We start from the raw sequence: 22,094 nt of genomic DNA, 5'->3' as shown, positions 1-22,094 counted from the left end.
TGCGAACCATGAGTGCCACCGTGGAGGAGACGCGCGGGACGCGCGGCAGCCGCAGCCGCTTCCTGAACCGGGTGCCCGACGCCTTCGGAGCGTTCTTCGGCACGCTCGGACTGTTGTGCGCCCTGCTGGCGCTCTCCCCGACGCTGCGCCGCCTGCTGCGGCCCATCGTGCGCTTCCTCGACGCCATCGTCGTACCGGTCAGCGCCAACCTCGCCTACGCCGTCTTCCTCTTCCTCCTCGCCGCCGCACTCGGCATGCGCAAGAAGGTCGCCTGGTGGATCGTCGTCACCTATTTGGCCCTGCTGGTCCTGGTCGACGTGCTGACCGTGGCCGAAGAGGACTACTGGGTGGGCTTCTCCTCCATGGCCCTCGCGGTCGCCGCCCTCGTGATCCTGATCGCCGCGCGCAAGGAGTTCAACGCCGCCTCCCGGCCGGGGGCCCTGTGGCGGGCCCTGCTCGTGCTCGGGCTCGGCCTGCTCGCGGCCGTCTTCCTCGGCTGGGGCCTGGTCGCGCTGTTCCCGGGAAGCCTGCCCCGGGGGCAGTGGCTGGACTGGTCCGCCAAGCAGGTCTTCGGCGGGCTGTTCTCGGCCCGGCAGTTCGACGGCCACCCGCCCAGGCCCCTGTACTTCCTGCTCGGCCTCTTCGGCGCCCTCGCCCTGCTGAACGCCGCCGCCACCCTCTTCCGCTCCCAGCGGCTGACCGCCGCCCTGCACGGGGACGAGGAGCCCCGCATCCGGGCCCTGCTGGGCGCCTACGGGCGCAACGACTCCCTCGGCTACTTCGCCACCCGGCGGGACAAGGCCGTCGTGTTCGCACCGAACGGCAAGGCCGCCGTCACCTACCGGGTCGAGGCCGGCGTCTGCCTCGGCAGCGGCGACCCCGTCGGCGACCCGGCCGCCTGGACCCCCGCCATCGACGCCTGGCTCGCCGTCGCCCGGCGCTACGGCTGGCAGCCCGCCGTCATGGGCGCCTCCGAGGACGGCGCGACCGCGTACGCCCGCTCCGGACTCGGCGCCCTCCAGCTCGGCGACGAGGCCATCCTGCACGTCGCCCACTTCGACCTCGACGGCCGCGACATGCGCGTCACCCGCCAGGCCGTCAACCGCGTCAAGCGCACCGGAGCCACCACCCTCATCCGCCGCCACTCCGCCCTCTCCGAGGACGAGATGCAGACGATCGTGGACCGGGCCGACAAATGGCGCGACACCGAGACCGAACGCGGCTTCTCCATGGCCCTCGACCGGCTCGGGGACTCCGCCGACGGGGACTGCCTCCTCGTCGAGGCCTTCGACGACAAGGGCGAGCTGATCGCCCTGCTCTCCTTCGTGCCCTGGGGCAAGGACGGCATCTCCCTCGACCTGATGCGCCGGGACCGGGCCGCCCCCAACGGGGTCATGGAGTTCATGGTCGCCGAGCTCTGCGCGGCCGCCCCGGGCCTGGGCGTGCGCCGCATCTCCCTCAACTTCGCCGTCTTCCGCTCCGCCTTCGAAGAGGGCGGCCGGATCGGCGCCGGTCCCGTCCTCAAGGTGTGGCGCAAGCTGCTGCTCTTCTTCTCCCGCTGGTGGCAGCTGGAGGCGCTGTACCGCTCGAACGTCAAGTACGGCCCCGAGTGGTACCCGCGGTTCCTCTGCTTCCAGGACGCCGGCTCGCTCGCCCGGGTCAGCCTCGCCTCCGGCATCGCCGAGGGGTTCGTCTCCGTGCCGAGCATGCGCACCCTGTGGGGCAACGGCCACCCGCGCGGGCTCACCGCCCCCGCCACCACCGCGGGCCTGCCGCCCATCGAGTCCCTCGGGCTGGAATCCGTAGGGGAGGAGGACGCCGAGGCCGCACGGGCCGAGCGGCAGCCCGAACAGGTCCGGGTCCGGCACGACAAGCTGGAGCGGATCCGGGCCGCCGGCACCGACCCGTACCCCGTCGGCATCCCCCAGCGCACCCACACCGTCGCCGAGCTCAAGGCCGCCCACCCCGGCTACCCGCCCGGCACCCGCACCGGCTCGCCCGTCACCCTCGCCGGACGCGTGATGGTCGTCCGCGACCTCGGCGGCGTGGTGTTCGCGGTCCTGCGGGACTGGTCCGGGGACATCCAGCTGATGTTCACCCGGGACGAGGCGGGCGCCTCCGTGCTCGACGCCTTCACCTCCCAGGTGGACTTCGGCGACCACGTCGTCGCGAGCGGCGAGGTCGGTGCCAGCAAGGCCGGCGAACTGTCCGTGGTCGTCGACTCCTGGCAGCTCACCGGCAAGTGCCTGCGCCCGCTGCCCGACAAGCGCAAGGGCCTCGCCGACCCGGAGGCCAAGGTCCGCCAGCGCTACCTCGACCTGGTCGCCAGCCCCGAGGCGCGCGACGTCGTACGGGCCCGCTCCAGCGCCGTCCAGGCCCTGCGGCAGGGGCTGCTGGACCGGGGCTACCTGGAGGTCGAGACCCCGATGCTCCAGCAGATCCACGGCGGGGCCAACGCCCGCCCGTTCCGCACCCACATCAACGCCTACGACCTCGACCTGTACCTGCGCATCGCACCCGAGCTGTACCTGAAGCGGCTGTGCGTGGGCGGTATGGAGAAGGTCTTCGAGATGGGCCGCACCTTCCGCAACGAGGGCGTCTCCTACAAGCACAACCCCGAGTTCACGATGCTGGAGGCCTACCAGGCCTTCGCCGACTACGACGTGATGCTCGACCTGACCCGCGAGCTGATCCAGGGCGCCGCCACGGCCGCCTTCGGCTCGCCCATCGCGCACAAGGCGGGACCGGACGGAAAGCTCGTCGTCCACGACATCTCCGGACCCTGGCCGGTCAAGACGATGTACGGGGCGATCAGCGAGGCGCTGGGCGAGGAGGTCGACGCCGACACCGAGGAGCACGTCCTGCGGCGGCTGTGCGACCGCGCGGCCGTGCCGCACACGCCCGACAACACCCGGGGCGACGTGGTCCTGGAGATGTACGAGCGGCTCGTGGAGGAGCGGACCAAGCTCCCCACCTTCTACAAGGACTTCCCGACCGACGTCTCCCCGCTCACCCGGCAGCACCGCAAGGACCCCAGGCTCGCGGAGCGCTGGGACCTGGTGGCCTTCGGCACCGAACTGGGCACCGCCTACTCGGAACTGACCGACCCGGTCGAGCAGCGGCGCAGGCTGACCGCGCAGTCGCTGCTGGCGGCGGGCGGGGATCCGGAGGCCATGGAGCTCGACAACGACTTCCTGGACGCACTGGAGTACGCGATGCCGCCGACCGGCGGGCTGGGCATCGGGGTCGACCGCCTCGTCATGTTCCTCACGGGGCTCACGATCCGCGAGACGCTGCCGTTCCCGCTGGTGAGGCGGGGCTGACCGGCGGGACTGCTCCGAGCGGGTGAGCGCGCGGGGGCGCGTCCGCGCCTCTCGACATCTGCGGCGGTGTCGTTGATACGTAGTAGTAATGAAAAATGACGAGCCGACAGTAGGGCGACGCGTGCTCCTGCGCTCCGCCGTCTTCCTCGGAGTCGCCGCCGCCGCAGGGCTGCTGACGGGCGGTGAGACCGATCTGCCGCCATCGGGCGCACGGACCCCCGTCGCAGGCGCCGGCCCCGGGGCGGCACCCGGCGGGGCCGCAGGGCCCGGACCCCTCACCGGAGCTCCCGCCGGACTGCCGCAGTTCCCGCGGGGATCCCCGTACCGGCTCGAGCCGATGACCTCCGAAGGGGCCCCGGAGCGCGCACCCGCGGCGAAGCCCGCCGTACGGACCCGGCCGATCCTGGAACTGCCCGCCGGCGCGAGCACGGCGAGCGCCATGACCCTCACCTTCGACGACGGCCCCGACCCCCGCTACACCCCTGGCATCCTTGACACCCTCGCGCGCCACGGGGTCCGGGCCATGTTCTTCGTCTGCGGGGAGATGGCGGTGGAGAACCGGGACCTGCTGCGCAGGATGGTGGCCGAGGGACACGTCATCGGCAATCACACCTGGACCCATCCGCAGCTCACCAAGATCAGCCGGCCGGCGATGGCCTCTGAGATCGGCCGCACGAGCGAGGTCGTACAGCAGGCCGTCGGCACCGCTCCGCTGTGGTTCCGGGCGCCCTACGGGGCGTGGAACCGGGCCGCCTTCGAGATCGGCGCGGAGCTCGGCATGGAACCGCTCGCCTGGACCGTGGACACCCTGGACTGGAAGGAGCCGGGCACCGGCGCGATCGTCTCGCGGGTCCTCAAGCAGGCCGCGCCCGGCGTGATCGTGCTGAACCACGACGCGGGCGGCAACCGCTCGCAGAGCGTGCAGGCGCTGGCGAGCTACCTGCCGCAACTGCTCGGACGGGGATTCCGGATGACGCTGCCGGAGCTGCCGCCGCGCTGAGCGGCCGTACCCCGCGCGGCGGCGGCCTGGTCCGCCGCCGCGCGGGTGCGTCGGTGTCGGTCAGCGGGCCTCCACCATCCGCGCGAACACGACGACGTTGCCGTCGTAGCCGCGCCCCTTCGAGTAGCCGCCTCCACAGGTGATCACCCGGAGTTCCGGGTGTCCGGTGTCCCCGTACACCCGGGAACCGGGGAAGGTGTTCTTGGAGAAGACCTCCACGCCGTACACCTCGAACACCGCCGTGCGGCCGTCGTAGCGCGCCACCTCGATGCGGCTGCCCTTCTGGACCGAACCCAGCCCGTAGAAGACCGCGGGGCCCTGCGCGTTGTCCACGTGGCCCACGATCACCGACGAACCCCGCTGGCCCGGCGAGATGCCGTTGAGGTACCAGCCGGCCAGGTTCTTGTCCTGCGGCGGCGGCGCGTCGATCCAGCCCTGCGCGTCCAGCCCGACCGTCATCACCGGTGCGTCCACGCTGATCGACGGGATCCGGATGCGCTGCACCGACGAGTGCTCCAGCACTTCCATGTCCGGTGGCGGCACGGGCGGCTCGCCTGCTGCCTGATGGTCCTGTGGCCCGACCGCAGAACCGGCCGGCGCACTCACCGCCGCCGCTGCGGCCGGCTGCGGGGGCCCGTCGCCGGCCTCGGCTCCGTTGCGCATCATGGCGAGGCCGGTGAGCATGACCAGCGCGATCGCACCCCAGGGGGAGCGTCTCCTCGGTGGCCTCTCACTCTCGTCCTCGAGCATGGTTCTCCCTTCCCGACGCGGGGGTCCCGACCCGCGTTCTTGTCCCACCCCTTCACGCCCTACTTCACGCACGCTAAGGCGGTGCGTGCGGGACGGCGATCGGGGAAGGGCGAACGGGTGGTGGGGCCGGAAGGGGTGCGCCCATCCAGGTAATCGTCACATAAATGCCTGACGGGTCGTGACCTGCGGATCCGTCAGGATGCGCGTCCGCGCATCGGCGTGTCGCTCAACCTTGCGGCCCAAAGGCGAACATGCGCTGGTTGCGGACCGAGTCGAGGGTTCGTGATGGGAGGCGTTCTCGTCGATCTGCCCGGGCCACCGCTCCGGGGCGCTTTCCGCTGGAGGTTCCACCATGCGTGTTCTCCGCGCTCTTACCGTGACCGCGGCGGCCACTTGCGCCGCCATCGCCCTCAGTGCCCCCTTCGCCTCCGCGAACCCCGCGGGCGGTCCGCCCTCGGGAGGAAACGGCGGGCCCAGCAATGTCACGGTCAACCCGTACTCCGTGCACCAGGGCTCCACGATGCAGGTCAGCGCGGCCGGCTGCGGCCACGGCGGCATCGTCTTCTCGCACGGCAACTTTCCGCAGACGAACCTGTCCGCCGGCTCCATCGGCTTCGCGACCGTCCGGATCTTCAACCACGCCTCGCCCGGGCACCACACGCTGTCGGTCAAGTGCCACGACAACAGCCTCGTCGCCACGCACCGCTTCACGATCCTGGACGGCCGCGGCGCACAGGGAGGCCTCGGCGGCTCCCTCGGCCCGTCCACCGCCGAGACCGCCATCGGCGCGAGCCTCGTCGGTGCGGCGGCCCTCGGTGCCGGCGCCCACGTGATGCGCCGTCGGCGCCCGATCCGCGGCCGGGCCTGACCGGCCGACCTCCCCGGTCGGCCCGGACAACCGCCGGTCGCCCCGTGTCCTGGCCAGGACACGGGGCGACCGGCGTTTCCGGAGGGATCGAGCGGATGGGGGTACGGGTACGGGTGAGGGGTGCACCGGTGGTGGGGTGCGGTCAGTGGATGCGGCGGATGTCCCGGCGGCGCAGGGCGTAGCCGAGACCGACCAGCCCGCCGAGGACGAGCCCCGCGCCGGCGCCGAGTTCCAGGGGATCGAGCCGGGCCACACTGCCGCCGAGGCCTCCGCGGACGCCGAGGGTGGCACGGCGCGAAGCGCCCGTACCGGTACCGGCGCTGGTGCCCGTGCTCGTACCGGCGTCCGCGCTCGCGCTCCTGCGGGCGCCGACGGTGGAGCTGGTCGTGGGCTTGCCGGTGCCGCCGGCGATCGTCAGGTCGGCCGAGCCGGTCTCGCCGGCGCAGGTGAAGGAGACGGAGTACTGGGCTCCGCGCCGCGCGTCCCGGTCCACGGTGACCCGTGCGGTCTTGCCCCGGTCGATGCTCACGGTGTCGAAGACGCCGGAGGAGACGGTGGCGAAGGCGGCGTTGCAGCCGGTGACGGACAGCACCACCTGACCGCCGGGGGCGACCGTCGAGGGGGTGATGGCGAAACCGAAGGAGGTGATGGGCGCGGCCTCGGCCGCGCGCGCGGCGGGAGCGGCCGCCGCGCCGACTATCAGGAGGGCGCCCGCCGCGGCGGCGCCCAACAGGGCTGTGGGGGAGGTGGGTATCGCGCCCATGGTTGATTCTCCGGATCCCCGAGGAGCAGCCGCGGAACGGTTTCCGCACGTGGGGGGTCGTGCGCCTCGATGTCCGCCACGCTAGGTCCGGGCGCGGTGACCCGCGATCAGGAACGGGCGAATGGGGCATGGCGATAGGCCGAACCGGGGACGGGAGGCCCGTCCCCGGTTTGCCGGGCCGCCGGGCCCGGCAGGCGGGCGACGCGGTGTCAGTCGCCCAGGCCCAGATGCGGGAACTGGGAGAGGAACGGCTCGGCGGTGGCGGCGATGCCCCGGCCGAAGGGGGCGTCGAAGTCCCAGATGAGGAACAGCAGGAACGCGATCAGCGCACTGAACAGTCCGGCCAGCAGCAGTTCCCGGAAGGAGCGCCTGATCTGGAGGGTGAAGATCAGCCCCACCGTCACCAGGGCTCCGGCGATCAGGCCGAACCAGACCACCCCGGGCATGGTGGCCCCGGCGCTCTGGCCGCGCGCGTTGCGCGCGTCGTCGACCACGGCGACCTGGTCCACGAGCGGCTGGTAGGCCTGGCCCTCGTGGTCGGTCTGAGGTTCGTAGTCCGTCACGTCGCGGCGGATGCGTTCCAGCAGCTCCCCGCTGCGGTCCGTCAGCTCGCCGTTCTCGGCCATCTCCTTCCATTCGGTGTCGACGACGTAGGTCACGTAGGCGTCGACGTCGGACCTGATCTTCTTGCGCACGTCCGCCGGGTAGACCTCGGAGCGGACGCTGATCTCGTGCAGGGCCTGCGATTCCTGGCGCACGTATTCCTGGGCGGCCCCGCGGCCCTCCCAGACGCCGGCGATCGCCAGGCCCAGCACGATCGCGTAGATCACGCCGATCATCATCGTCATGTACTCGATGACGTCCGGGGTCTCGCTGGGATCGTCGTCCTCACCGATCCGGCGCTGATTGAAGAAGGCGATGGCCAGCACCACGGCACACGCCGCGGCCATCGCGAGGGACAGGACGAGCCATTCCGACAAGATGACTCCCAATCGATTACGGGGTGGAATGCGGCGGCTCTAGCGCGGGCGCAGCGCGACGATCGCGAGCACCGCGGGGGCCGCGGTCATCAAGGTGAAGGTCACCGGCGAGATGTGGCGCTCCACCGGCTTGCGCGCCGCAGCGTGGTAAGCGGGGCGCGCGACAGGCTTCTTGGGCGCGGCCGCCGGGATCGCCCGGGGCGGCGCCGGTGGCGCGGGGGGCTCGGCGGCGGGTTTCGGGGCCGGTTTCGGGGCCGGCTTGGGTGCCGGGGGAGCGGGGGCCGGGCGCGCGGGGGGCGGGGCCGGCTCGGGGGGTTTCGGTACCGGCTTCGGGGCGGGCGGTGGCGGGGGTGGCGGTGGCGGGGGAGGCGTCGGGATGGGCGTGGGCTTCGGGGGTGGCGGTGGCGGGGGCTTTGGGGTGGGCTTGGGCGGGCACGGCGGGGGAGGCGGCGGCGGGCAGGGCGGGTGGCCGTGGTGGCCGCCGGGGCCGTGACCGTGGCCGTGTCCGCCGTGGCCGTGGCCGTGGCCTTGACCGGGTCCGCCGTGGTTGCCCGGGCCGCCCTGGTTCCCGCGGTCACCCCGTCCGCCCCGGTTGCCGTGGTCGCCCTGGCGGCCCTGGTCGCCGTGACGTCCGCCACCTCGGGTGCCCCCGGTCGCGCCGCGCAGGGCGGACACGGCCGGCCTGACGGCGCTCGTCCCGTCGCCGGCGTCGATCGTCGCGTATGCGCTGCTATCGGCCATGGCCGGTGTCGCGGACAGGGCCGCCCACAGGAGGACCGGGACTGCCAGCAGGCGCCTGGAAGAGGCTCTTTTCACCCGGGGATCATGGGGTCGCGCGCGCTCGCGCGCGGGAAGGTTGACCTTGGTTCGCCTGAACGGGTGAGGCTTTGGCTATGGAGGTTTGAGCCAGATTCACGTCGTGACCGACCGTTCACCGACCTTTTCCCAAAAGGTATTTGTCGGTTTCGATCATTCTCCGGGTCGCGGCCGTTCGGCCTTTGACGTGTGACGAAGAACGGATCGCCAATTTCCGCTTTCGCTCGCTCCGTTGGGCAATGATCAGTACATTCGGCTCGGACAGGAGTCCGATCCGTCCGGACCACCGCACGACCAAGGCTTGGAGACCCCGATGGAGCGCCCCGCCTGGGCCCCGCCAGGCATCGACATATCGGTGCCGAGCGTGTCCCGCATCTACGATTACTACCTGGGCGGCTCCCACAATTTCGAGGTCGACAGGCAGGCGGCCCGTCGGGCCATGGAATTCATGCCGGGCCTGCCCAAGATCATGCAGGCGAACCGGGCATTCATGCGCCGTGCCGTCCGGTACGCCGTCGCCGAGGGCGTGACCCAGTTCCTCGACATCGGCTCCGGCATCCCCACCTTCGGCAATGTCCACGAGATCGCCCAGGCCGCCAGCCCCGAGGCACGCGTGGTCTACGTCGACCACGACCCGGTGGCGGTCGCTCACAGCCAGGCCGTCCTGGCCGGCACCGAGCGCACCGGGGTCGTCGCCGCCGACCTGCGCAAGCCACAGGACATCCTGACCGCCCCCGAGGTCACGCAGGGGCTCGACCTGAGCCGCCCGGTCGCCCTGATGCTGGTCGCCGTCCTGCACTTCCTGGAGGACGCGGACGAGCCCTACGACGCCGTCGCCCAGCTGTGCGACGCCCTGGCCCCCGGCAGCCTGCTGATCCTCACGCACGCCTCGTACGCGGGGATCCCGCTGTCGGAGGAGGTCGCGAGCGGAACGGTCGGCGTCTACCGCGAGATCCGCAACCCGCTCGTCATGCGCGACGCGGAGCAGATCCGGCGCTTCTTCGACGGCTTCGGCCTGATCGAGCCCGGACTGGTGTCCATGCCCGACTGGCGGCCCGACGCCACCGGCGGGCCCGAGGGTGACGCCGTGGACGAAGATCCCTATGCCTTCTCGGGCTTCGCAGGAGTGGGACGCAAGGCGTGAGACTGCCGACGCAGACGGCGGACGACCCGGCCGCGCCGCAGGGCGGCCTGGAGGACCGGATCGGGCGGTTCGCGACCATCTGGGGAAGGGCGATCTTCCCGGTCACCGCGACCTCGCTCACCCGCGGCGAGTTCGAACGCCACCTCGTACCCCTCACCCGCACCCTCGTCGAGGCCCTGCGCGCCCGCCCCTTCGACTCCTCCGTCGGCCAGCGGGTCGGGGAGGAGCTCGTCGCGGTCCACTGCACGGACCCGGAGGCCCTGGCCGGCACGCTCGGCGTCGTCGAGTCCTACCTGGTGCTGTACTGCGGCCCGGAGGGCCCCGACGCCGAGAGCGTCGAGGGGACCGAGGAGTACCGGTCCCGCTGCGCCCGGCTCCAGCACGGCATCGCGGCCGGATTCGCCCGTGCCCTGCGCGAGCGCACGCTCAAGGAGCAGGAGGCCATCGCGCGTTCCGCGCTGACCGCCCGCACCGACGCCCAGCAGGCGCTGCACGCCAGCGAGGAGCGCTTCCGGGCGGTCTTCGAGGGCGCGGCCGTCGGGATCGGCATCGCCGACCTCGAGGGCAACGTCCTGGAGATCAACGACGCGCTGCTCCAGATGTTCGGAGGCATGGACGGGCACGTCCGCGGCCGCAACGTCAGCGAATGGAGCCACCCCGACGACACCCCGCACGTCTGGCGGATGTACGGGGAGCTCGTGCGCGGCGAACGCGAAAGCTACCGCGTCGAGAAGCCGTACTACCGGCACGACGGCACCGTGCTGTGGACCAACCTGACGGTCTCCCTGCTGCGCGACGCCGAGGGCGTGCCGCAGTACCAGCTGGCCCTGATGGAGGACACCACCGAGCGCCGGCTGCTGAACCTGCGCCTGCGCTACGAGGCCACCCACGACGCCCTGACCGGCCTGCCCAACCGGACGCTCTTCTTCGAGCGTCTGGAGAAGGCCCTGAGCGGCTCCGGCGGTTCGCGCTTCGGCCTGTGCTACCTCGATCTCGACGGCTTCAAGGCGGTCAACGACAGCCTGGGCCACTCCGCCGGCGACCGGCTGCTGGTGGAGGTCGCCGACCGCCTGCAGAGCTGTGCCACGGGACCGGGCGAGGTGGTCGCACGGCTCGGCGGCGACGAGTTCGTGGCGCTGACCACCGGCCCCGACACCGAGGAGAAGGCCACCGAACTCGCCGTCCGGATCCTCTCCGCCCTCTCCGTCCCGATCCGGCTGGAGGGCCGCGAGCTGACGGTCCGGGGCAGCATCGGCATCGTCGAGGGCCCGGCCCGCGAGCGCACCCCCGCGGAGGTGCTGCGCAGCGCCGACATCACCATGTACCGGGCCAAGGCGGCGGGCGGCAACCGGTTCGAGTTCGCCGACGCCGCTGCCGACGCGCGGGCCATCACCCGGCACGGACTGACCAACGCCCTCCCGGCGGCGCTGGAACGCGGCGAGTTCTTCATCGAGTACCAGCCGCTGGTCCACATGCACGACGGCAGCGTGCACGGCGCCGAGGCGCTGGTGCGCTGGTCGCACCCGCAGCACGGGGTGCTCGGGCCGGACCGGTTCATTCCGCTCGCCGAACGCACCGGACTGATCGTGCCGCTCGGCCGCTGGGTCCTGGAGGAGTCCGTCCGCCAGGCCCGTGCCTGGCAGCACCAGAAGGGCGGCGCCACCCTGCGGATCAACGTCAACCTGTCGCCGACCCAGTTGCACCATCCCGGCCTGGTCGCCGACACGATCCGCGTCCTGGAGTCCTCGGGCCTGACTCCGGGAACGCTGTGCCTGGAGGTCACCGAGTCGGCCCTGATCGGCGCCGACGACGAACTCCTCGAACCGCTGCGCCGGCTCGCCGCCCTGGGCGTGGACATCGCCCTCGACGACTTCGGCACCGGCTACTCGAACCTGGCCAACCTGCGCCGCCTGCCCGTCAGCGTGCTGAAGCTGGACCGCTCCTTCACCAAGGGCATGCAGCAGCACCCGGCCAACCCGGTCGACGTCAAGATCGTGGAGGGCATAGTCGCCCTGGCCCACAGTCTCGAACTCGCCGTCACCGTCGAGGGCGTGGAGACCGGCGCGCAGGCCGCGCAGCTCCGAGCCCTCGGCTGCGACACGGCCCAGGGCTGGTACTACGCCCGCCCGGGCGCCGCCGACCGCATCCACACGCTGTCCCTGTCGGACGCGGTGCCCACCCTCTGAGCGCAGCCCGGGCCGCCGGGGCCCTTCGGGGCCTTCGGGCCGCCCGGGCTCACTCCAGGCCCGCTTCCGTGCCCCGGCCCGGCTCGCGGACGGCCGCCACCACCCGCTCGTAGCGCCGGGCCGTGTCCGCCAGGACGTGGGCGGCCACCGGCAGCCGCTCCGCCTGGTACCCGTCGAGCGCTTCCTCCCCGGCCGCCCCGGAGAGGACGGCGGCCAGCGTCCGGCCGAGGGCGGCGGCGTCCTGGATGCCGGTGTTCATGCCCAGCCCGCCGGCTATGGGGTGGACGTGCGCCGCGTCCCCGGCGAGGAATGCCCGGCCCTCGCGTATCCGGGTGGCCATGCGGACGTTGACCCGCCAGGAGGAGAGCCAGGTGGGCTCCGCGAGCCGTACCCCCGGCATCCGGGCGTGCCGGTCGAAGAGCCGCTGGAAGCTCTCCAGCGAAGGCGGCAGCGCCTCGCCCCGCTCGTCCGTCTCCGGAGCGGCCTGCAGCTGGAACGTGTCCGTCCCCGGCATCGGGCAGAGCAGGATCCCGCCCCCGTCCGACGTGAACCACTGGTGCCAGAACGCGCGGCTGAGCCCCGGCGCCTTCACGTCCCCCAGCACCATCGCCGGCTCCCTCTCCCCGATCCCCTCGAAGGGGATGCCGAGGAGTCCGCGGGTGGTGCTGTGTCCGCCGTCGCACCCCGCCAGGTAGCCGGCCCGGATCACGGTGCCGTCCTCCAGCTGCGCGCGGACGCCGTCCGCGTCCTGGGTGATTCCGGCGAGCCGGGACCCGTACGCGACGCGCACGCCCAGCTCGCCCAGTCGGTCGCGCAGGCTCTCCTCCACCTGCCACTGCCCGATGAGCAGGCCTCCCTCCACGGCGGTGTCCTTGACGGGCTCCCCGTCGAAGTACTTGCGCAGCACCACGCCTTCGCGCCCCTTGCGCCTCACGGAGTCGGCTGCGCCGAGCTCCTCGAAGAACGCGAGGCTGTCCGGCTGGAGGCCCTTGCCCCGGGACTCGCGGTGCGGTGCCGGGCGGCCTTCGACGACCCGCACCGCGATGCCGCGGCGGGCCAGGTCGCAGGCGAGCGTGAGGCCGGTCGGGCCGGAGCCCACGATCAGCACGTCGGCACGATCCGCACCACCTGCTGCGCCCACCGCATCCCTTAGGTCGATCGCGTCGGTCATGAGACGTCCCCTCGTCGTCGGTGTCTCAAGGAAAGCGCCTCTCGCGAAAAAATGCAACCCGGTTACAAAACTAACCGGGTCACTCATTCGTGTTAGGCTGGACGCATGGAGAACACGAAGGGTCTGCGCGAGAACAAGAAGCTCCGTACGCGCCGGCAGTTGGCTGCCACGGCGCTGGAACTCTTCCTGGAGCGGGGCTTCGACGCCGTCTCGGTGGCCGATGTCGCAGCCGCTGCCGAGGTCTCCAAACCGACGCTGTTCCGCTACTTCCCGAGCAAGGAGGACCTGGTCCTCGACCGCTTCGCCGACCATCAGGACGAGGCGGCGCGCATCGTGCGCGACCGGGCCGCGGGGCAGACCCCGTTGGCGGCCGTGCGCGCGCACTTCCTGGCGGCGCTCGCCGAGCGCGACCCGATCACAGGGCTCTGCGACCACCCGAACGTGCTCGCCTTCGAGGGGCTGCTCTACAGCACCGCCAGCCTGGAGTCCCGGCTGGCCCACTACACCGCCCGCGAGGTGGAGTTGCTCGCCGCCGTGCTCGAAGCCGAAGCGGTCGACCCGCTCACGGCCCGTCTGGCGGCCGGATACCTGGTGGCTGCCCGGCAGGAACTCGGCCGGGAGAACTGGCGTCGCATCGACGCCGGCCGGAGCGCCGACGAGGCCCACCCCGCGGCCGTGGCCGACGCGGAGCGTGCCTTCGTCCTCCTGGCCGGCGGCCTCGACCGGGCGCTGCCCGCCCGCCGGGCCTGACGCCATGGCCCGAACGAACCGCAAGGTGAAGAAGCGGCGGCCCTCCTTCGGCCTGCCCACCGGCGTGATCCTCATGGCCGGCCGGGGTGGCGTGGGGATCAACGGGTGGCGGACCGGGGTGATCACCGGAAACGGGACCTTGTGCGGCGGGCTTGGCGACGTCCCGTCCGACGTGGCCCTGGAGGAGGCGCAGCGGGCTGCCGCCGAGATGGTGCAGGGGCTCGCCCGGGACTATCACGGGAGAGAGGTCGTGGTGGTCTGGGACCCGCCGTCGGAGCCGGGTTCGTGGACGGCCACGGTCGTGCCCGCAGCGGCCGAACCCGAATCCGAACCCGAATCCGACCCCGGTCCCTAGCCCGAACCCGGAGGCGCCCTCAGCGCAGGCGGTGGCCGGTGTGGTCACCGCCGTCAGCGGCCACCGGCGCGGTGGTCAGATCGTGACCGGGCCGTGGGCGGTGGCGAACTCGACCGAGACCAGGCCCGGCTCCTCGTCCTCGACCCAGGTGACGTCGATCTGGTCGAGGGGGTGGTCGGCAGGTTCGCCGAGGAATTCGGCGATGGAGGCGGCGTCGCCGGCGATGGAGACCCCGTGGATGGTGGAGGAGGTGCGCGGGCCGGCGCTCGGACGCTCCTCGACGGGGGCCAGCCACTGGAGGAAGTAGGGCAGCTGCGGGTCCTCCATCAGTTCCCGCACACCGATCTGCTTCCACCTCAGGTCGAACCCGTCGGGGCGGACGCGGTGGCCCTCGTCCGAGGTGCGGCCGAGCCGGGCCTCGACCGGGGCGATGTCGTCGACGGCGACCACCCAACCGAGCCAGCCGCCGCCCTCGGCGGCGCGGCGCGCGACCGCCTGGCCGAAGGGTGCACGGTCGGCGGCGGGGTGGTCGAGCGTGGTGACGACCTCGACGTAGGTGCCGCCACTCAGCGGGAGAATGAAATTGCGGGTGCCGAATCGTGGGTGCACGCCCCCGTCGACGAACCCGGCGCCCAGGGCCGATCCGATCCACTGGACGGTGGAGACGAAGCTGTCGCGGGCCACCGCATAGGACACGTGATCAAGTCGCACGGCGCCATCATTGCCCGACATCCCGCACAAATCCCGACGCCACGCCCGACGCCACGCTCGCCGCCCCGGCCATGCTCGCCGCCCCGGCCGCGTCCGCCGTGGATTCGGCAGTGGAACGCATCGACCCGCTCGATCGGCCTGTGCGGGGCGAACGCGTCCCCGAGGGGTCTCAGCCCAGCAGGATGCGCTTCAGTTCGCGGGCCGCGCGCGGGGGTGCCACGTCCGTGCGGTGGGCCAGGGCGATCGTGCGGCGCAGGGGGGAGCCCGCCAGGGGGGTGGCGCGCAGGCCGGAGCCCGCGTGGTCGACGACCATCGCCGGGACCACCGCGATGCCGAGCCCTGCGCGGACGAAGCCCAGTACGGCGTCCATCTCGCCGCCCTCCACCGTGAACACCGGCTCGAAGCCCTCCGCGCGGCAGGCCGCCACCGTCAGGTCCCGCAGGTCGTAGCCGTGCCGGAACATGACCATCGGCTCGTCGCGCAGCGCGGACACCGTGAGCGAACCGCCGCCCGCCGGAGGCGGCAGGGCCGCGGAGGAGACCACCACCAGGTCCTCCGTCAGCAGCTCCACCGTCGTCAGCGCCGGCGCCGAGGGGGGCAGCGGCAGGGCGATCAGCGCGAGGTCCAGGGAGCCGCGCGCGAGCTCCCGTACGAGGTCCAGCGAACCGCTCTCCTCGATCAGCAGCTCGATCCCCGGATGGGCGGTGTGGAAGGCGCGGAGCACGCCCGGCAGCAGGCCGGTGCACAGGCTCGGTGTGGCCCCCAGCCGGATCCGGCCGCGCCGCAGCTGCGCCAGCTCCTGCACCTCCAGCCGCGCCGTGTCCGCGTCCGCGAGGATCCGCCGGGCCAGCGGCAGCAGGGTCTCGCCGGCGTCGGTGAGCGTGATGTTCCCGCGGGCCCGGCTGAAGAGCTCGGCGCCCAGCTCCCGTTCGAGCGCCTTGATCTGCTGCGACAGGGAGGGCTGGGCCACGTGTTCGCGCTCGGCCGCGCGCGTGAAGTGCCGGGTCTCGGCGACGGCGACGAAGTAGACCAGCTGCTGGAACTGCATGACTCCAGGCTAGCGCCTGCATAGGTTGATCCTATTGACTTGAGCTCTTTCATGTCTTGGACCTTTCGGGACCTTCGTCCCTACGGTCAATGTCATGGCTCTGGCAACGCGGACGGATCGACGGCCGTCCACCACGCGCACGCTCTGGGACTCCTCCGTCGGCAAGAAGTCCGTGATGGCCGTCTCCGGCTTGATCATGCTCGGCTACCTCGTCGTGCACATGCTCGGCAACCTCAAGATCTTCTTCGGGGCGGAGGAGTTCAACGGCTACGCCCACTGGCTCCGCACCCTCGGCTCGCCCTTCCTGCACCACGAGTGGGCCCTGTGGATCGTCCGCGTGGTCCTGCTCGCGGCCGTCGTCGCGCACGGAGTCTGCGCTTACCAGCTCAGCCGCCGCGACATCAAGGCGCGCCCGGTGAAGTACGCCCACAAGCGCCGCCGCGCGAGCTACGCCACCCGCACCATGCGCTGGGGCGGCATCATCCTCGCCCTCTTCATCGTCTGGCACCTGCTCGACCTCACCACGCTCACCGTGAACGAGCGGGCCTGGGCCGGGCATCCGTACGAGAACGTCCTCGCCACCTTCTCCACCTGGTACGGCAACACCATCTACCTCGTGGCGATGGCCGCCCTCGGACTGCACGTCCGCCACGGCTTCTGGAGCGCCGCCCAGACCCTGGGCGCGGGCAACGCCCGCCGGGACAGGACGCTGAAGTTCCTCGCCAACGCCCTCGCCCTCGTCCTCTTCGCGGGCTTCGTGTCCGTGCCCGTCGCCGTCATGACCCGAGTGGTGAGCTGACATGAGCAACGAATACGCGCAGTACACCACCGGGGATCCGATCGCCGACGCCAAGGCCCCCGAAGGCCCCATCGCCGAGCGCTGGGACCGCCGCCGCTTCGAGGCCAAGCTGGTCAACCCGGCCAACCGGCGCGGGCACACCGTCATCGTCGTCGGCACCGGCCTGGCCGGCGGCGCCGCTGGCGCCACCCTCGCCGAACAGGGCTACCACGTCGTCCAGTTCTGCTTCTCCGACTCCCCGCGCCGCGCCCACTCGATCGCCGCCCAGGGCGGCATCAACGCGGCCAAGAACTACCGGAACGACGGAGACTCCGTCCACCGGCTGTTCTACGACACCGTCAAGGGCGGCGACTTCCGCGCCCGCGAGTCCAACGTCCACCGCCTCGCCCAGATCTCCGTCGAGATCATCGACCAGTGCGTGGCCCAGGGCGTCCCCTTCGCCCGCGAGTACGGCGGCCTCCTCGACACCCGTTCCTTCGGCGGCGTCCAGGTCTCCCGCACCTTCTACGCCCGCGGCCAGACCGGACAGCAGCTCCTGCTCGGCGCCTACCAGGCGCTCTCGCGGCAGATCGCCGCCGGCAACGTGGAGATGCACGCCCGCACCGAGATGCTCGACCTGATCACCGTCGACGGCGTGGCCCGCGGCATCGTCGCCCGCGACCTGGTCACCGGAAAGATCGACACCCACTACGCGGACGCCGTCGTCCTCGCGAGCGGCGGCTACGGCAACGTCTTCTACCTCTCCACCAACGCCATGAACTCCAACGCGACGGCCGTCTGGCGGGCCCACCGGCGCGGCGCGTACTTCGCGAACCCCTGCTTCACCCAGATCCACCCCACCTGCATCCCGCGCACCGGCGACCACCAGTCCAAGCTCACCCTGATGAGCGAGTCCCTGCGCAACGACGGCCGCATCTGGGTCCCCAAGGCCAAGGGCGACACCCGCCCCGCCGCCGACATCCCGGAAGCCGAGCGCGACTACTACCTGGAGCGGATCTACCCCTCCTTCGGCAACCTCGTGCCCCGCGACATCGCCTCGCGCGCGGCCAAGAACGTCTGCGACGAGGGCCGCGGCGTCGGACCCGGCGGCCAGGGCGTCTACCTCGACTTCGCCGACGCCATCCGCCGCATGGGCAAGGAGAAGGTCGCCGAGAAGTACGGCAACCTCTTCGACATGTACGAGCGGATCACCGCGGAGAACCCGTACGAGGTCCCCATGCGGATCTATCCCGCCGTGCACTACACGATGGGCGGACTGTGGGTCGACTACGACCTCCAGACCACCGTCCCCGGCCTGTTCGCGATCGGCGAGGCCAACTTCTCCGACCACGGCGCCAACCGTCTCGGCGCCTCCGCCCTCATGCAGGGCCTCGGCGACGGCTACTTCGTGCTGCCCTCCACCATCAACGACTACCTGGCCCGCCATCCGCACCGGGACACCGTCGACGACACCCACCCCGAGGCCGCGGCCGCCGTCCGCGAGACCCGCGACTGCCTCGCCAAGCTGCTCGCCGTCGACGGGGACCGCACGCCCGACTCCTTCCACCGGGAGATCGGCGAACTGATGTGGGAGTACTGCGGGATGGCCCGGACCGAGGAGGGCCTGCGCAAGGCCCTCGCCCGGATCCCGGAGATCCGCGAGGAGTTCTGGCGGCGGATCAAGGTGCCCGGCAGCGGCGAGGAGTTCAACCAGTCGCTGGAGAAGGCCAACCGCATCGTCGACTACCTGGAGCTCGCCGAGCTGATGTGCCTCGACGCCCTCCACCGCGCCGAATCCTGCGGCGGCCACTTCCGCGAGGAGTCCCAGACCCCGGACGGCGAAGCCGCCCGCCGCGACGAGGAGTTCGGGTACGCGGCCGCCTGGCAGTACACCGGAACCGGCGCCGCGCCCGTCCTGCACAAGGAAGACCTCGTCTTCGAGTACGTCCACCCCACCCAGCGGAGCTACGCATGAAGCTCACCCTGCGCGTCTGGCGCCAGAAGAACGCCGACGCCCCCGGCGCGATGGCCTCGTACGAGGTCGACGGCATCTCGGAGGGCATGTCCTTCCTCGAAATGCTCGACACGCTCAACGAGGACCTCATCCTGAGCGGAGAGGACCCCGTCGCCTTCGACCACGACTGCCGCGAGGGCATCTGCGGTGCGTGCAGCCTCGTCATCAACGGCGACGCCCACGGGCCGGAGCGCACCACGACCTGCCAGCTCCACATGCGCTCCTTCGCCGACGGCGACACCATCGACGTCGAACCCTGGCGGGCCTCGGCCTTCCCCGTCGTGAAGGACCTCGTCGTCGACCGCGGGGCCCTCGACCGGGTCATCCAGGCCGGCGGCTACATCACCGCCCCGACCGGTTCCGCCCCCGAGGCGCACGCCACGGCCGTTCCCAAGCCCGACGCCGACTACGCCTTCGAGCACGCCGAGTGCATCGGCTGCGGGGCGTGCGTGGCGGCCTGCCCCAACGGCTCCGCGATGCTCTTCACCTCCGCCAAGGTCAACCACCTGAACGTGCTCCCGCAGGGCTCGCCGGAGCGCGAGACCCGGGTCCTGGACATGGTCGCCACGATGGACGCCGAGGGCTTCGGAGGATGCACCCTGACCGGTGAGTGCGCCACCGCCTGTCCCAAGGGGATCCCGCTGCCGTCGATCGCGGCCATGAACAAGGAGTGGCTGAAGGCGGTTCGCCGAGGCCCCCGCTGACCTGTGGATTTCATAAGAATGAGGTCTTGGGAGAAAGATCCTGTTCATCTTTCGGACACCGACACGTAAGGTGAGTTTCGGCCACCGGGGGCCGCCGGGAACGGTGGGGCCGATTTCTGTGTCCACGAGCCCTGAGGTGATCATGAGCGGCATCCGTCGGCATCTGAGCTGGATGCCGTTCCAGCCCCGGACCGCCTTGCCGTCGCAGCCGAGAGGGTCGCAGCGCGGCCGCGGGTCCCGGACCCCGGCGCAGGCGCGGGAGGCCCGGCGGGCCGTCCGCGAACGGGAGATCCGGGCGCAGGCGGCCGAAACCGGGAGCATCGTCGAACACGGGGGCCGGCTGGCCGTCGTACGGGACGACCTGCTCCCCGCCGACCTCGCCGAGATGAACCTCCGTGAGGTCGCCGAGGTGCTGGAAGCGGCCTCGATGTCCTACGGCCTGGTCCCCGACGGGGAACTGGTCCACCGGGTGGCGCTCGCCCCCGGCACCCGTGCCGACGCACTCGCCGCCTGTGCGAAGGGCTTCGCCGGCCGGCCCGTCTACGCCGACCTCCTCGGCCACCGCACCGCGCTCGGCACCGTCCTCGCCGAGGAGCTGCCCGAGGCGGTCGCCGCGGCGGAGGCCGAGACGCCCGGCGCCGTCGTCGCGGGGATCCGGCTCTACATTCCCGTGGTCACCTCGGGATACACCCTTCACATGGCTGCCGATCAGGGCTGTGACCTGGAGTTCTGGAAGCCGGCCAACGGCCCGGGCGGGGTCGCCTCGCTCCGGGAGACCCCCTTCGGCTGGTGGGTGCCCTCCATGGAGGCCACGGCCCGCCGGCGCATCGGCGACCGCGACTACCCGGTGGTGACGGCCCTCGACCGCCGCTTCCCCGAGGACATCGACTTCCCCATCGACGCCGTGATCACCTGGGTGGACGGCTCGGACCCCGAGTGGCGCCGCCGCCGGGACCGGGCCGAGGCGGCCGCCGCGGGCGTCGCGAACGGCGAGGCCGACAGCCCTGTCGGCGCCGACACCGCTGCCGGTCCCGATACAGCCGACGACGACGCCGCCGACAGCGGCGACCACCGCTTCCGGGACCGCGGCGAGCTGCGCTCCTGTCTGCGCTCCATCGCGGCCTACGCGCCCTGGATCCGCCGCGTCTTCCTCGTCACCGACGACCAGGTCCCCGACTGGCTGGCCCTGGAGCACCCCGGGCTCACCGTGGTCCACCACCGGGAGCTGTTCGCCGATCCCGGCGCGCTGCCCGTCTTCAACTCGCACGCCATCGAAACCCAGCTGCACCGCATCCCGGGCCTCGCCGAGCACTACCTCTACTTCAACGACGACATCTTCCTCGGCCGCCCCCAGCGCCCGCAGAACTACTTCCTGCCGTCCGGTCTGCCGAAGGTCTTCCACGACACCCGGGCCGTCCCGCCCAGCTCCCCGGACAGCCACGACGACGTCTACACCACCTCGCAGCGGGCGACCCGCCGCACGGTGGAAGCGCTCGCGGGGCGCACGTACCCGCGCATCCTCGCGCACGCCCCGTACGCGCAGAGCCGCTCCCTCTACGCCCGGCTGGAGGAGGCGCTGCCCGGCGGGCTCGACGCGACCAGCCGGTCCGTCTTCCGCAGTGCCACCGACCTCGCCCCCGTCACCCTCGCCCTGCACCTGGCACTCGCCCAGGGGCGCGCGGTGGAAGGAGACCTGGCCACCGCGTACGTGTCCACCGCCGGGACCAAGGAGCTCCAGCGGCTGGGCGGCCTCCTGCGCGATCGGGGCACCGACGCCTTCTGCCTCGCCGACGACTCGGGCACCGAGGTCTCCCCCGACGTGCAGCAGCGCGAGCTCAAGGCCTTCCTGGAGGCCTACTTCCCCGTCGCCTCGCCGTACGAGGCTCCGGGCCGGGCCGCCGCGAAGGGCCGTACCGCCGGGCACGGCGACGACCCGTCCGCGCACCGCCACGACGGGTCCGCCGATCGGATGATCGGAGCGGCTCCCGCCGCGCCGTGACCGGCCGCCCTCCCGGGCGTGGGCGACAGTGGGCGCATGCTTTCAGGCCGTCCAACCCCCGCCGGATCCGGCCCGCGCCGCCGTAGCGTGCTGGCCGCCGCCCTCGCCCCGCTGGCGGTGGCCGGATGTGCCGGGGAGGAACGGGCTCCGGCGCCGGGCCCCGGCCCCGAGGCCGTCAAGGACGTGCTGGTCATGGTCATCCGGCACGCCGAGAAGCCGTACGCCGGGGACACCGGCGAGGACGACGAGGGCAACGAGGACCCCGGCTTCCTCGCCATCCGGGGCCGGCGCCGCGCGCAGGAGCTGCCCGCGCTCTTCCCGCCGACCCGGGGCGCCCGCCTGCCCCGGCCGGGGGCCGTCTTCGCGGCCGGCGGCAAGGAGGGGGCGCCCGCGCGGTGCCGCCAGACCGTCGAGACGCTCGCCACCGCACTGGGTACGCCCGTCCGCGCGGAGTTCGCCGTCGGAGCCGAGCCCGCCCTGGCCAGGGCGGTGCTGGCGGCGCGGACACCCGTCCTGGTCTGCTGGGAGCACCAGGGGATGCCCCGCCTGATCCGGGGCCTCGGAGCGCAGGACGTGCTGGGGCTGCCGGCCGCCTGGCCCGACCGCTACGACCTGGTGTGGACCTTCACCCGCAGACAGGGCGTCTGGACCTTCCGCGAGCTTCCGCAGCACCTGCTCCAGGGCGACGCGTAGCCGCGCCGGGACACCGCGAGGACCGCGCGGTACGGGCGTAC

At 72.2% G+C, this 22,094-nt stretch carries 18 protein-coding genes; 12 read left to right on the top strand and 6 right to left on the bottom strand.

What is annotated here, in order from left to right:
• Positions 1-8: 8 nt before the first annotated feature.
• Positions 9-3,323 (top strand): bifunctional lysylphosphatidylglycerol synthetase/lysine--tRNA ligase LysX, encoded by a 3,315-nt coding sequence (gene lysX / locus ACE1OC_RS05700; protein WP_407836027.1) that lies wholly within the window; start codon positions 9-11, stop codon positions 3,321-3,323.
• An 88-nt stretch (positions 3,324-3,411) separates the two neighbouring features.
• On the top strand, positions 3,412-4,323 hold the full coding sequence (locus ACE1OC_RS05695; RefSeq protein ID WP_407836026.1) for a polysaccharide deacetylase family protein: 912 nt from the start codon (positions 3,412-3,414) through the stop codon (positions 4,321-4,323).
• A 60-nt stretch (positions 4,324-4,383) separates the two neighbouring features.
• On the opposite strand, the gene ACE1OC_RS05690 is transcribed toward ACE1OC_RS05695, so the two are convergent.
• Complete coding sequence (locus tag ACE1OC_RS05690; protein ID WP_407836025.1) at positions 4,384-5,073, bottom strand: class F sortase; 690 nt, start codon at positions 5,071-5,073, stop codon at positions 4,384-4,386.
• A 352-nt stretch (positions 5,074-5,425) separates the two neighbouring features.
• Here ACE1OC_RS05690 and ACE1OC_RS05685 point away from each other — a divergent pair, with 352 nt between their 5' ends.
• On the top strand, positions 5,426-5,941 hold the full coding sequence (locus ACE1OC_RS05685) for a hypothetical protein (protein ID WP_407836024.1): 516 nt from the start codon (positions 5,426-5,428) through the stop codon (positions 5,939-5,941).
• Between the two features lie 142 nt (positions 5,942-6,083).
• On the opposite strand, the gene ACE1OC_RS05680 is transcribed toward ACE1OC_RS05685, so the two are convergent.
• A complete protein-coding gene (locus ACE1OC_RS05680; RefSeq protein WP_407836023.1) occupies positions 6,084-6,704 on the bottom strand; it encodes a hypothetical protein in 621 nt (206 codons plus the stop codon).
• A 209-nt stretch (positions 6,705-6,913) separates the two neighbouring features.
• Positions 6,914-7,684: a hypothetical protein gene (locus tag ACE1OC_RS05675; RefSeq protein ID WP_407836022.1), complete on the bottom strand. Its 771-nt coding sequence runs from the start codon at positions 7,682-7,684 to the stop codon at positions 6,914-6,916.
• Positions 7,685-8,813: 1,129 nt separating this feature from the next.
• Here ACE1OC_RS05675 and ACE1OC_RS05670 point away from each other — a divergent pair.
• Complete coding sequence (locus ACE1OC_RS05670) at positions 8,814-9,644, top strand: SAM-dependent methyltransferase (RefSeq protein ID WP_407836021.1); 831 nt, start codon at positions 8,814-8,816, stop codon at positions 9,642-9,644.
• Positions 9,641-11,830: a putative bifunctional diguanylate cyclase/phosphodiesterase gene (locus tag ACE1OC_RS05665; RefSeq protein WP_407836020.1), complete on the top strand. Its 2,190-nt coding sequence runs from the start codon at positions 9,641-9,643 to the stop codon at positions 11,828-11,830. Before ACE1OC_RS05670 ends, ACE1OC_RS05665 begins: the two co-directional genes overlap by 4 nt.
• 49 nt (positions 11,831-11,879) lie before the next feature.
• On the opposite strand, the gene ACE1OC_RS05660 is transcribed toward ACE1OC_RS05665, so the two are convergent.
• Positions 11,880-13,001 (bottom strand): FAD-dependent monooxygenase, encoded by a 1,122-nt coding sequence (locus ACE1OC_RS05660; RefSeq protein WP_407836019.1) that lies wholly within the window; start codon positions 12,999-13,001, stop codon positions 11,880-11,882.
• Between the two features lie 105 nt (positions 13,002-13,106).
• Between ACE1OC_RS05660 and ACE1OC_RS05655 the strand changes: the two genes are divergently transcribed.
• On the top strand, positions 13,107-13,751 hold the full coding sequence (locus ACE1OC_RS05655) for a TetR/AcrR family transcriptional regulator (RefSeq protein ID WP_407836018.1): 645 nt from the start codon (positions 13,107-13,109) through the stop codon (positions 13,749-13,751).
• Positions 13,752-13,755: 4 nt separating this feature from the next.
• Positions 13,756-14,106 (top strand): hypothetical protein, encoded by a 351-nt coding sequence (locus tag ACE1OC_RS05650; protein WP_407836017.1) that lies wholly within the window; start codon positions 13,756-13,758, stop codon positions 14,104-14,106.
• Positions 14,107-14,181: 75 nt separating this feature from the next.
• Here ACE1OC_RS05650 and ACE1OC_RS05645 read toward each other — a convergent pair whose 3' ends face one another.
• Positions 14,182-14,817 (bottom strand): VOC family protein, encoded by a 636-nt coding sequence (locus tag ACE1OC_RS05645; protein WP_407836016.1) that lies wholly within the window; start codon positions 14,815-14,817, stop codon positions 14,182-14,184.
• 169 nt (positions 14,818-14,986) lie between these two features.
• The gene (locus ACE1OC_RS05640; protein ID WP_266961908.1) at positions 14,987-15,865 is read right to left on the bottom strand and encodes a LysR family transcriptional regulator; all 879 of its coding nucleotides are present in this window, start codon (positions 15,863-15,865) and stop codon (positions 14,987-14,989) included.
• A 94-nt stretch (positions 15,866-15,959) separates the two neighbouring features.
• On the opposite strand from ACE1OC_RS05640, the gene ACE1OC_RS05635 reads away from it, so the two are divergent.
• The 5 genes from ACE1OC_RS05635 to ACE1OC_RS05615 all read left to right on the top strand — a co-directional run bounded on the left by ACE1OC_RS05635 (position 15,960) and on the right by ACE1OC_RS05615 (position 22,053).
• Positions 15,960-16,664, top strand: a complete 705-nt coding sequence (locus tag ACE1OC_RS05635) for a succinate dehydrogenase (RefSeq protein WP_407836015.1) — start codon at positions 15,960-15,962, stop codon at positions 16,662-16,664.
• A gap of 1 nt (position 16,665) precedes the next feature.
• A complete protein-coding gene (locus ACE1OC_RS05630) occupies positions 16,666-18,618 on the top strand; it encodes a fumarate reductase/succinate dehydrogenase flavoprotein subunit (protein ID WP_382972638.1) in 1,953 nt (650 codons plus the stop codon).
• Positions 18,615-19,361, top strand: coding sequence for a succinate dehydrogenase/fumarate reductase iron-sulfur subunit (locus tag ACE1OC_RS05625; RefSeq protein ID WP_407836014.1), 747 nt, complete (start codon positions 18,615-18,617; stop codon positions 19,359-19,361). Before ACE1OC_RS05630 ends, ACE1OC_RS05625 begins: the two co-directional genes overlap by 4 nt.
• A gap of 142 nt (positions 19,362-19,503) precedes the next feature.
• On the top strand, positions 19,504-21,360 hold the full coding sequence (locus tag ACE1OC_RS05620) for a stealth family protein (protein ID WP_407836013.1): 1,857 nt from the start codon (positions 19,504-19,506) through the stop codon (positions 21,358-21,360).
• 36 nt (positions 21,361-21,396) lie between these two features.
• Positions 21,397-22,053 carry a hypothetical protein gene (locus tag ACE1OC_RS05615; protein WP_407836012.1) on the top strand — a complete coding sequence of 219 codons (657 nt, stop codon included), beginning with the start codon at positions 21,397-21,399 and terminating at the stop codon, positions 22,051-22,053.
• Positions 22,054-22,094: the final 41 nt, after the last annotated feature.

The organism is Streptomyces stoeckheimensis (assembly GCF_045822005.1).
Classification (GTDB): domain Bacteria; phylum Actinomycetota; class Actinomycetes; order Streptomycetales; family Streptomycetaceae; genus Streptomyces; species Streptomyces stoeckheimensis.
Note: the sequence above shows the minus strand (reverse complement) of the source record. Positions and strands in the feature narration are given on the sequence as shown.

Excerpts from the sequence above, each read along its gene's own strand:
- ACE1OC_RS05680 (WP_407836023.1), bottom strand. The coding sequence starts at position 6,704 with ATGGGCGCGATACCCACCTCCCCCACAGCCCTGTTGGGCGCCGCCGCG.
- ACE1OC_RS05670 (WP_407836021.1), top strand. The coding sequence starts at position 8,814 with ATGGAGCGCCCCGCCTGGGCCCCGCCAGGCATCGACATATCGGTGCCG.
- ACE1OC_RS05655 (WP_407836018.1), top strand. The coding sequence starts at position 13,107 with ATGGAGAACACGAAGGGTCTGCGCGAGAACAAGAAGCTCCGTACGCGC.
- ACE1OC_RS05640 (WP_266961908.1), bottom strand. The coding sequence starts at position 15,865 with ATGCAGTTCCAGCAGCTGGTCTACTTCGTCGCCGTCGCCGAGACCCGG.
- ACE1OC_RS05630 (WP_382972638.1), top strand. The coding sequence starts at position 16,666 with ATGAGCAACGAATACGCGCAGTACACCACCGGGGATCCGATCGCCGAC.
- ACE1OC_RS05635 (WP_407836015.1), top strand. The coding sequence starts at position 15,960 with ATGGCTCTGGCAACGCGGACGGATCGACGGCCGTCCACCACGCGCACG.
- ACE1OC_RS05695 (WP_407836026.1), top strand. The coding sequence starts at position 3,412 with ATGAAAAATGACGAGCCGACAGTAGGGCGACGCGTGCTCCTGCGCTCC.
- ACE1OC_RS05685 (WP_407836024.1), top strand. The coding sequence starts at position 5,426 with ATGCGTGTTCTCCGCGCTCTTACCGTGACCGCGGCGGCCACTTGCGCC.
- ACE1OC_RS05615 (WP_407836012.1), top strand. The coding sequence starts at position 21,397 with ATGCTTTCAGGCCGTCCAACCCCCGCCGGATCCGGCCCGCGCCGCCGT.
- ACE1OC_RS05650 (WP_407836017.1), top strand. The coding sequence starts at position 13,756 with ATGGCCCGAACGAACCGCAAGGTGAAGAAGCGGCGGCCCTCCTTCGGC.
- ACE1OC_RS05620 (WP_407836013.1), top strand. The coding sequence starts at position 19,504 with ATGAGCGGCATCCGTCGGCATCTGAGCTGGATGCCGTTCCAGCCCCGG.
- ACE1OC_RS05690 (WP_407836025.1), bottom strand. The coding sequence starts at position 5,073 with ATGCTCGAGGACGAGAGTGAGAGGCCACCGAGGAGACGCTCCCCCTGG.
- ACE1OC_RS05660 (WP_407836019.1), bottom strand. The coding sequence starts at position 13,001 with ATGACCGACGCGATCGACCTAAGGGATGCGGTGGGCGCAGCAGGTGGT.
- lysX (WP_407836027.1), top strand. The coding sequence starts at position 9 with ATGAGTGCCACCGTGGAGGAGACGCGCGGGACGCGCGGCAGCCGCAGC.
- ACE1OC_RS05625 (WP_407836014.1), top strand. The coding sequence starts at position 18,615 with ATGAAGCTCACCCTGCGCGTCTGGCGCCAGAAGAACGCCGACGCCCCC.